The organism is Propionivibrio sp. (assembly GCF_016790145.1).
In the GTDB taxonomy this organism is placed as follows: Bacteria; Pseudomonadota; Gammaproteobacteria; order Burkholderiales; family Rhodocyclaceae; genus Propionivibrio.
In genome coordinates, this window is the sequence record NZ_JAEUOI010000006.1 from 1 (window position 1) to 8,472 (window position 8,472).

The 8,472-nt window shown below is 59.1% G+C and carries 10 protein-coding genes; 7 read left to right on the forward strand and 3 right to left on the reverse strand.

Annotation, left to right across the window (positions count from 1 at the left end):
* The first annotated feature begins 222 nt into the window (after positions 1-222).
* From JNM42_RS00515 to JNM42_RS00525, 3 genes are all read left to right on the forward strand, one after another.
* Positions 223-381: a DnaJ domain-containing protein gene (locus JNM42_RS00515; RefSeq protein WP_294264516.1), complete on the forward strand. Its 159-nt coding sequence runs from the start codon at positions 223-225 to the stop codon at positions 379-381.
* Between the two features lie 168 nt (positions 382-549).
* Positions 550-1,173: a DnaJ C-terminal domain-containing protein gene (locus tag JNM42_RS00520; RefSeq protein ID WP_294264519.1), complete on the forward strand. Its 624-nt coding sequence runs from the start codon at positions 550-552 to the stop codon at positions 1,171-1,173.
* Positions 1,170-1,496, forward strand: coding sequence for a MerR family transcriptional regulator (locus tag JNM42_RS00525; RefSeq protein ID WP_294264522.1), 327 nt, complete (start codon positions 1,170-1,172; stop codon positions 1,494-1,496). The genes JNM42_RS00520 and JNM42_RS00525 overlap by 4 nt, the downstream gene beginning before the upstream one ends.
* Before the next feature lie 39 nt (positions 1,497-1,535).
* On the opposite strand, the gene JNM42_RS00530 is transcribed toward JNM42_RS00525, so the two are convergent.
* The gene (locus JNM42_RS00530; RefSeq protein ID WP_294264525.1) at positions 1,536-1,811 is read right to left on the reverse strand and encodes a hypothetical protein; all 276 of its coding nucleotides are present in this window, start codon (positions 1,809-1,811) and stop codon (positions 1,536-1,538) included.
* Positions 1,812-2,133: 322 nt separating this feature from the next.
* Here JNM42_RS00530 and JNM42_RS00535 point away from each other — a divergent pair, with 322 nt between their 5' ends.
* The 3 genes from JNM42_RS00535 (at position 2,134) to JNM42_RS00545 (ending at position 4,343) form a co-directional block, all read left to right on the forward strand.
* Complete coding sequence (locus JNM42_RS00535; protein ID WP_294264529.1) at positions 2,134-2,658, forward strand: hypothetical protein; 525 nt, start codon at positions 2,134-2,136, stop codon at positions 2,656-2,658.
* Between the two features lie 138 nt (positions 2,659-2,796).
* Positions 2,797-3,498, forward strand: coding sequence for an SDR family oxidoreductase (locus JNM42_RS00540; protein ID WP_294264531.1), 702 nt, complete (start codon positions 2,797-2,799; stop codon positions 3,496-3,498).
* Between the two features lie 137 nt (positions 3,499-3,635).
* Complete coding sequence (locus tag JNM42_RS00545) at positions 3,636-4,343, forward strand: class I SAM-dependent methyltransferase (RefSeq protein WP_294264536.1); 708 nt, start codon at positions 3,636-3,638, stop codon at positions 4,341-4,343.
* 4 nt (positions 4,344-4,347) lie between these two features.
* Here the strand turns inward: JNM42_RS00545 and JNM42_RS00550 are convergent, their stop codons facing one another.
* Together JNM42_RS00550 and JNM42_RS00555 are read right to left on the reverse strand one after the other, a co-directional pair.
* Positions 4,348-5,529 (reverse strand): CaiB/BaiF CoA-transferase family protein, encoded by a 1,182-nt coding sequence (locus JNM42_RS00550; protein ID WP_294264540.1) that lies wholly within the window; start codon positions 5,527-5,529, stop codon positions 4,348-4,350.
* Positions 5,530-5,670: 141 nt separating this feature from the next.
* On the reverse strand, positions 5,671-6,066 hold the full coding sequence (locus JNM42_RS00555) for an MAPEG family protein (RefSeq protein WP_294264542.1): 396 nt from the start codon (positions 6,064-6,066) through the stop codon (positions 5,671-5,673).
* Positions 6,067-6,154: 88 nt separating this feature from the next.
* Between JNM42_RS00555 and JNM42_RS00560 the strand changes: the two genes are divergently transcribed.
* Complete coding sequence (locus tag JNM42_RS00560) at positions 6,155-7,897, forward strand: ABC transporter transmembrane domain-containing protein (protein WP_294264545.1); 1,743 nt, start codon at positions 6,155-6,157, stop codon at positions 7,895-7,897.
* Positions 7,898-8,472: the final 575 nt, after the last annotated feature.

Sequence of the window (8,472 nt, forward strand, 5' to 3'; positions counted from 1 at the left end):
CTGGGAAACAAGGTTCGGTACATTGTGCTCTCCTTTCGCTAATACATTTGGATTGGCACCCACCAGTCATTTCCGGCGTGAATTCAAACGCATGAAAGTATTCCGGCAGGCTCGGACCCGAGGTAGGGCCGGTCTGCCAACTTTTCAAGCCCCCTTGAAATCAGTCGCCTGCGCACCCATCATCAAAGCGGAAGCCACTCAGGTATTTGAACGAGGTCGTCAATGAAATTCAGGGATTACTACCAGATACTTGACGTTGATCGCTCGGCAAGCGCCGACGAGATCAAGAAGCACTATCGCCAACTGGCACGCAAATACCATCCGGACGTGTCCAAAGAGCCGGATTCCGATACGCGCATGAAGGAAGTGAACGAAGCCTAAGCCGTCCTTTCGGACACTGAGCGCCGTGCGGCCTACGACCAGCTTGGCCATCAATATCAGACCGGTCAGGACTTCCGTCCGCCGCCCGACTGGGATGCCGGCTTCGAGTTCTCCGGCAATGGTATCCCGCCGGAAAACGCGGCCGATTTCAGCGATTTCTTCGCCGAGTTGTTCAGCCACATCGGTGGCACCCGGCGCCGGGCGGGTGGTCCGCAAGCCAAGGGCCAGGATCACCATGCCCGCATCGTCATCGATCTCGACGACGCGTGGAATGGGAGCACGCGCCAGATCAGCCTGCGTGTGCCGCAGGCCGGGCCTGACGGGCGGCTGACGCTCGTCACGCGCACGCTCAAGGTCAAGATCCCGCAGGGAGTGCGCGAAGGACAATTGATCCGGCTGGGCGGGCTGGGCGCGCCAGGATTCTCTGGCGGTTCAGCGGGCGATCTCTACCTTGAAGTGCATTTTCACCCGCATCCGCGATTCCGCGTAGAAGGTCGCGACCTGCATCTCGCTTTGCCGGTGGCCCCCTGGGAAGCGGCGCTTGGCGCGACCATCGCCATTGCCCTGCCGGCCGGTCATCAGGTCAAGGTACGCATACCGGAAGGCGCACAGAGTGGACACAAACTTAAAGTGCGAGGCAAGGGGATTCCGGGCGATTCGTCAGGCGACCTTTACCTGAACATTGAGGTGGTTCTACCCGACGCCAGCCACCCGCAGGCACGTCAGATTTACGAAACGATGCAGCGCGAGCTTGCCTTCAACCCGCGCGCTGAATGGGAAAACACAAGATGAGCTCACAGGATAATTATCAGGGGAACCCCGGCCAGGTCTTTGCCGCCGTGGTCGTCGACGATCAGGTGTTCGATTTAGACCAGTTCGCCCAGGTCTGTGGCGTCTCGCTCGAGTGGGTGAGCACGCATGTGCAGGCCGGCATCTTCAATGTACCCGGCGACGAGCCCGCACGCTGGCAGTTTTCCGGCCACGAAATCCGACGAGCACGCCAGATCGATGCACTCGAGCGCGACTTCGAGCAATTGCCCGAACTCGCGGCACTGGTGATCGACCTGCAGGACGAGGTTACCCGTCTGCGTGCGCTGGTGCGTCGCGGCGACTAGGCGGAACGAACGGGCCAACCAAGCTGGGCCGCCGGCCACCTACAATCCGTACTTGGTAACGTCAGCCTGATCCACGCACTGATAGTTTGTGGTGCACTGTGAAAGTGAGCATATTCTTGAGGTCTGAATTGCCACTTGCTTTCTCTGTCTGCATAGTGTCTCGGCTCTGGCAAGCACCTCAGCAATTGCCTTGTCTGTGAACGGGTGATTGAAATTCAGATAATTCTCGTCGGTGTCATAAGCCACAAGCTGGTAGTCGGCACAGCCTGCCAGCAGCAGGATTGTCAGACTGGAGATCAGGAGCGTTCTGTTCATGATTGATCAATTTTCGAAATGTTGGAAACAAGTATTCAAAAACGAGGAGTGCGCGCTACGACATTGATTTCGATATCAAGCACAGGTTCTCGAGTATCCTGATTCATACCACCCCGGTCAATTCCACGCCTTTAGCAAAGAGCGGGTCAATAACCATGCAGATCAGCCTACCCCTTCCGGCTTCGAATCTTGACGCATTCCTGCGCCAAACGGCGATTGACTGAGCACCCGGTGCCAGCGATACTCACAGAAGTCTCTCTGGATATCCTGTCCTTTGAGCATGTGAAAATGAACTCAATACTGATCGGGCATGGGGGTAGAAATGGACGGAAAACTTTCAGCAGGATTACGCGGGTTGCTTGTTATCAGTGTTCTGCTTGTTTCTGCCTGCGCCGGTTACAGCGGCAGCAATCTGAGGCCGGGTGTGTCGACGCTACCCGAGGTCATAGCCTCGATGGGCGAGCCGGCGATGGTCTGGAAGAATCCGGATGGAAGCGAACAACTGGCTTTTCCGCGCGGCCCGGCAGGCACGCAGACTTTCATGGCGCATGTCGGGCCTGATGGAAAACTGCAGCGCATCGAAGCGGTGCTGGACATGGCGCATTTTAACCGTGTCCAGGCGGGAATGAGCAAGGACGAGGTTCTACGCGTCCTTGGTCCCTCGGGATCAATGTGGACACAGTTTTACTCGAGGAGCAATGAACTCGCCTGGTCATGGTTGTTCTGCAACAGTTGGAATGTTCAGGAATTTTTTGACGTGATGTTCGACGCGAGCACCGGTATCGTACGTTCAACGGGGCTGCACCCGAATTTGATGGGTGATATTCAACCCATTTGCAGTCAATGACGCAAGTGCTGGATAACTCGCCGTGCGTGCAAATCGCTGCGCAGCAGTCGGACAGGAAAAATTATTACGCAGAACGCCGTGGGTTCGTGAAAAAGTAGAGTTCTTGTATTGACGACATGAAATCGAAAGGTGGCACATATGAATGATCAAGGCTGTCAGGTCCTCGTCACGGGTGCCAATCGCGGAATTGGCCTTGAATTTGTCAGGCAATATGCCGGCGATGGCTGTCTTGTCATCGCCTGTTGCCGCGATCCGCTCAAGGCCGCGGTGTTAAATACCCTGGCTGCCAGTTCTGGAGGAAAGGTTTCGGTGCATGCGCTCGATGTCTCCGACTTCAGCCAGATCGAGCGTCTGGCGTCGGAACTGAAAGATCAGGCCATCGATTTGCTCATCAATAACGCAGGCTTCTATCCTCACGGATCCTTCGCTTCAACTGACTACGATGAATGGCAGAAGGCCTTCCTGATCAACACCATGGCCCCGCTGAGAATGGTCGAGGCTTTTGTTGAGCATGTCGCCGCCAGTCGCCTGCGCAAGATCGTCACGCTCTCAAGCAAAATGGGCAGTATCACCGACAACGACAGCGGCGGCAGCTACCCCTACCGAACCAGCAAGGCCGCCGTAAACATGGTGATGAAGAATCTCGCAATTCAACTGAAACCTCGTGGCATCGCTACCTGCACGCTCCATCCGGGATGGGTCAAGACCGATATGGGCGGTGCCAATGCACTTATCAACGTGCAACAAAGCGTCACCGGGATGCGGACCGTGATTGACCGGCTATCGACCGACAACGCGGGGCGATTCATTGCGTACGATGGTCAGGAGATTCCCTGGTAGCTGCCAAGGATAAATAGCTTCCAATCATCCATAGTCATCTGCCGGCAGGGTCATTCAATTGATTGGCGTCAGAACAACTTTACCCGGCTGATTGCCCTGGCCTTGAGCTCACCTCAATTCTTCCTGGAGTAACTGTATTGAAGATTTGTGACCCGGATGCTGATTTACTGTGCGACGAGTTCGATGTGATCGTCGCCGAATTGCCGCTTGCCGGAGCGAGGATTCTTGAACTCGGCTGTGGCAAGGCAGAGAAGACCCGGGCTATCGCACAGTCCGGAAAAGTAGCCTCTATCCTGGCTCTGGAAGTGGATGCCATCCAGCACGCCAGGAACCTGCAGATCGCAGACCTGCCGAATGTCAGTTTTTGCCAGGGTGCTGCCGAAGCGATCCCGGCAGCGGACAGTGCGTTCGACATCGTCATGATGTTCAAGTCACTGCATCATGTACCCATAGACAAGATGGACCTTGCGCTCAGCGAGATCAGGAGAGTGCTTAAACCAGGAGGGCTGGCCTGGATCTCCGAACCCGTCTATGCCGGAGAATTCAACGAGATCCTGCGCCTGTTCCACGACGAGAAGCCGGTTCGGGAAGGGGCCTTTGCTGCAATCCGGCGCTCGGTCGACGATGCTCGCTTCTCACTCGTCAGGCAACGATTCTTTTCCACCCCCAGCCATTTTGAAAGTTTCGAGCATTTCGAGAAGCGGATCATCCGGGTTACGCATACCAACCATCAACTTTCGCCTGAACTGCTTGCTGCGGTACGCAGTCAATTCGAGAAGCATATGACCCGCCAGGGCGCCGATTTCAGCAGTCCACTCCGAGTCGATATTCTGCGTAAGGTTTAGACCGTCAAATCGCATGCACGGCGCGCAGTGCCGAAATTTGCGCATCACTGTGCCCGAGCTCGCGCAGTATCGCCTCGCTATGCTGCCCCACCGCAGGCACCGGGTCCATGCGGTAGTCAAACGCGTTGCTGCGACCGGGCGGCAACAACGCAGGGATGTCGCCGGCGGGCGAGCCCACGCTTTGCCAGCGCTGGCGCGCCTTGAGCTGTGGGTGCGACCACAGGCCGGCCATGTCGTTCATGCGCGCGTTGGCGATCTGCGCCTGATCGAGGCGCGCGACCACCTGCTCGGTGCTCAGTGTGCCAAAAACATCGAGGATCAGGGCCTTGAGCGCGTCGCGGTTTTCATTGCGCCGGGCGTTGCTGTCAAAACGCGGATCGGTGGCAATGGCGGCGTCATTGAGAACGCCTGTACAGAACACTTTCCACTCGCGTTCGTTCTGCAGGCCGAGCATCACGGTGCCGCCATCACCGGCCTGGAACGGGCCATAAGGGTAGATGCTGGCATGCGTTGCGGCGGTGCGCGGCGGCGGCGGTGCGCCCGCATGGGCGTAATACATCGGGTAACTCATCCACTCGGCCAGCGCTTCGAGCATCGACACGTCGATGTGGCTGCCCTGCCCGGTTTTACCGCGCAGCAGTAATGCCGAGAGGATGCTGGTGCAGGCGTACATGCCAGCGGCAATATCGGCCACCGAGACGCCCGCCTTGCTGGGTGCTTCGGGCGTACCGGTGACCGAGAGAAAGCCCGCTTCGCTCTGGATCAGCAAATCGTAAGCCTTCTTGTCACGGTACGGGCCGTCGTCGCCATAGCCGGAGATGTCACAAACGATCAGCTTTGGGTGCACCCCGTTCAGCGACGCGAACGACAAGCCCATGCGCGCCGCCGCGCCGGGTGCGAGGTTTTGCACCAGCACGTCGGCTTGTCCCAGAAGCCGTGTCAGAACTTCAAGCGCCGGAGCCTGCTTGAGGTCAAGCGTCAGGCTTTCCTTCGAACGGTTGGTCCACACAAAATGCGAGGCCTGGCCCTTGACCCTATTGTCATAGGAACGGGCAAAATCGCCGGCGCCGGGTCGCTCCACCTTGATCACGCGTGCGCCCAGGTCGGCGAGCTGGCGTGTGCAGAAAGGCGCCGCAATGGCGTGTTCCAGGGAGACGACGGTGATTCCGTCGAGGGGACGCGTCATGAAATCAACCTTGATCTTTCCTGATTTGCCATGATGTCCGCTTGTCCGACGAAGATGTCATATTGCGTCACTATCCTTTTTCTGTAGCGGCCTGCGAGCAGCGCACCGATTTTCCGCAGGGCGTAACGCAATGCGTCCACCTCAGTGCATCAATAGTCTTACGACGCCCCATAGCGCGCCAAACCAGAGCCCTAAAAAGGCCAGGATACCGAGGCCGAAGCCGATGCCGCGTTTGGCCGGATCGTTCTGATAGGCGATGGCATACCAGACGCGGCCGACCAGCCAGATGGCCCCGTTCAGACCTGCTCCGCGGTCGTCGATCAGGCCGGCATACAACCACAGCGCCGGCAGCATCAGCACGGCGTTTTCCAGCGTGTTCATCTGGATGCGGAAGGCGCGCTCGAACATTTCATGCCCAGTCACCGCCGGGGCCTTGATGCCGTAGCGCACCCTGGCCCGACCGGTATTCAGCGCCGTGAAGAACAGCAACAAAGCCACCAGCAAGGTAACGAGGGAAGTGAAGGGAAGGGAAGTCATGGTGTACTCCTTGGTAAATTGATTGAGCCCGAACTATAGCCTGTGTCATTCAGAGCATACAATGCATGCCAATTCCCTGAGCCTGCAAATGACCAATCCCGAAACTCCTGCCCGCGTTGTCGTGGCTTTGCTCAAACCGTACCGCCGTCGCGTCATCCTCGCGCTCATTGCCCTGGTGCTCGCGTCGCTGGCCATGCTCGGCGTCGGGCAGGGCTTGCGCGCCGTGATTGACCGGGGCTTTGCCGCCGGCGACCCGGCCTGGCTCGATCGTGCGCTGCTGGCCATGTTCGGCATCATCACCCTGCTCGCGGCAGCGACCTACACACGCTTTTACAATGTCTCGTGGCTCGGCGAGCGTGTCACCGCCGACCTGCGCCGCCGCGTCTTCGACCACCTGCTCTCGCTGCCGCCCTCGTTTTTCGAACAGGGACGTACCGGCGCGGTGATTTCAAGCCTCACCGCCGACACGACACTGATCGAACACGCCATCGGCTCCAGCCTCTCGATCGCTCTGCGCAACCTGCTGATCCTGATCGGCGGACTGGCCATGCTGTTTACCACCAACCTCAAGCTCACCTTGATGGTGCTCGGCGGCGTGCCGCTGGTGGTGATCCCCATCGTACTCTTTGGCCGGCGCGTGCGGCGCCTCGCGCGCATCAGCCAGGAGCGGGTCGCCGATCTGGGCAACCGCATCGACGAAACCATTCACGAGATTCGCATCGTTCAGGCCTATGGCCACGAAGACACCGACCGGCGCGATTTCGCCAGCCTCGTTGAACGCGGCTTCGCCACCTCGCTGGACCGCATCCGTAACCGGGCGACGCTGGTGGCGGTGGTCATGGTGCTGGTATTTGGCGCCATTTCGCTGATCCTGTGGGTCGGCGGCCACGATGTTCTGGCCGGCCGCATCAGCCCCGGTCAACTCTCCGCCTTCGTCTTTTATGCGGCGCTGGTGGCCGGCTCGGTCGGCGCCCTTTCCGAATCGTGGGGTGACTTGCAGCGCGCCGCCGGTGCCACCGAGCGCCTGCTCGAACTGCTCGCGGCACAACCCGAGGTCAGCCGGCCCTCGCATCCCCAGTCGCTGCCTGCGAGAGCACGCGGCGAAATCACTTTTGCTGACGTAAATTTCCGCTACCCCTCGCGTCCCGATACGCCCGCCCTGGCCAACTTCAGCCTGAGCGTGGCGCCGGGCGAAAGCGTGGCGCTGGTCGGCCCCTCGGGAGCGGGCAAAACCACGGTGTTCCAGTTGCTGCTGCGCTTTTACGATCCGCAGTCGGGACAACTGTGCCTTGACGGCGTTCCCCTCTCGGCGGCCGACCCGCTGGCGGTGCGCCGCTGCATCGCCCTGGTCCCCCAGGAGGCGGTGATCTTTGCCACCAGCGTACTGGAGAACGTGCGCTATGCCCGCCCGCTGGCCAGCCCCGACGAGGTGCGCGCGGCCTGTGTTGCCGCCCACGCCGATGACTTCGTCAGCCAGTTGCCGCAAGGCTACGATACCGACCTCGGCGAACGCGGCGTGCGCCTCTCCGGTGGCCAGCGCCAGCGCATCGCCATCGCCCGCGCCCTGCTCGCCGACCGCCCCATCCTTCTTCTCGACGAAGCGACCTCGGCCCTCGACGCCGAGAGCGAGCGCCTGGTTCAGGGCGCCCTGGAAAAGCTGATGAAGAACCGCACCACGCTGGTCATTGCGCATCGGTTGGCAACCGTACAACGCGTCGAGCGTATCGTGGTCCTGGAACACGGCCGCATCGTCGAGGCCGGCAACCACGAGCAACTGGTAAGGCAGGATGGACTCTACGCCCACCTGGCAAGGCTGCAATTCACTTCCTGAAACGTGCAGGCCATATCAGCGCGCCTGGTGACGAGAACTGATACGCCGTGGCGAGCGTGGGGCGGGTTTTGCGGGTATAAGGGTTTCATGATTGAAACCGCCTGGAATCGGCAAATCAGGCGTTCGACATTCAGCAGTGCTATTCTTGTCTGATCGTCAGCTTTGAAGCCTGGATCGGTCGCTGGCAAAGGCTGAAAACATCGAGTTTCACGCCTGCTCCACCCTCTAGGTCCGACACTCGTCGCACAGGAGTTTGATTACCTCGCTCGTAGCGAAGGCCGCTTACGGGGGGACGTCTGCTGCAGCAAGGTGAAGAAACAACTGAAAACCGAGGTACGTCTCCTATTGTCGCACCTATTATTACGGCCCATATTATTGGTATCGGAAAGATGTTGAAATATGTCTTTCTGGCGTGGGTAACGGCCCACTATCCGGCACGCTTTATTGACTATCGCTGAACAATCGGAACTGGCAGGGCTGCCAGCCGATAATAACCGCCATCCTGAAGACATCACAGGCAGTAGCCAAAAAACGCATCGCACGAGCACGGCACACGGTCTCAGGGTCGCCTATTG

What these genes read in the sequence shown, in the direction of transcription:
- JNM42_RS00535 (WP_294264529.1), top strand. Translation starts at nt 2,134, where the DNA reads ATGGACGGAAAACTTTCAGCAGGATTACGCGGGTTGCTTGTTATCAGT.
- JNM42_RS00560 (WP_294264545.1), top strand. Translation starts at nt 6,155, where the DNA reads ATGACCAATCCCGAAACTCCTGCCCGCGTTGTCGTGGCTTTGCTCAAA.
- JNM42_RS00530 (WP_294264525.1), bottom strand. Translation starts at nt 1,811, where the DNA reads ATGAACAGAACGCTCCTGATCTCCAGTCTGACAATCCTGCTGCTGGCA.
- JNM42_RS00515 (WP_294264516.1), top strand. Translation starts at nt 223, where the DNA reads ATGAAATTCAGGGATTACTACCAGATACTTGACGTTGATCGCTCGGCA.
- JNM42_RS00550 (WP_294264540.1), bottom strand. Translation starts at nt 5,529, where the DNA reads ATGACGCGTCCCCTCGACGGAATCACCGTCGTCTCCCTGGAACACGCC.
- JNM42_RS00540 (WP_294264531.1), top strand. Translation starts at nt 2,797, where the DNA reads ATGAATGATCAAGGCTGTCAGGTCCTCGTCACGGGTGCCAATCGCGGA.
- JNM42_RS00555 (WP_294264542.1), bottom strand. Translation starts at nt 6,066, where the DNA reads ATGACTTCCCTTCCCTTCACTTCCCTCGTTACCTTGCTGGTGGCTTTG.
- JNM42_RS00525 (WP_294264522.1), top strand. Translation starts at nt 1,170, where the DNA reads ATGAGCTCACAGGATAATTATCAGGGGAACCCCGGCCAGGTCTTTGCC.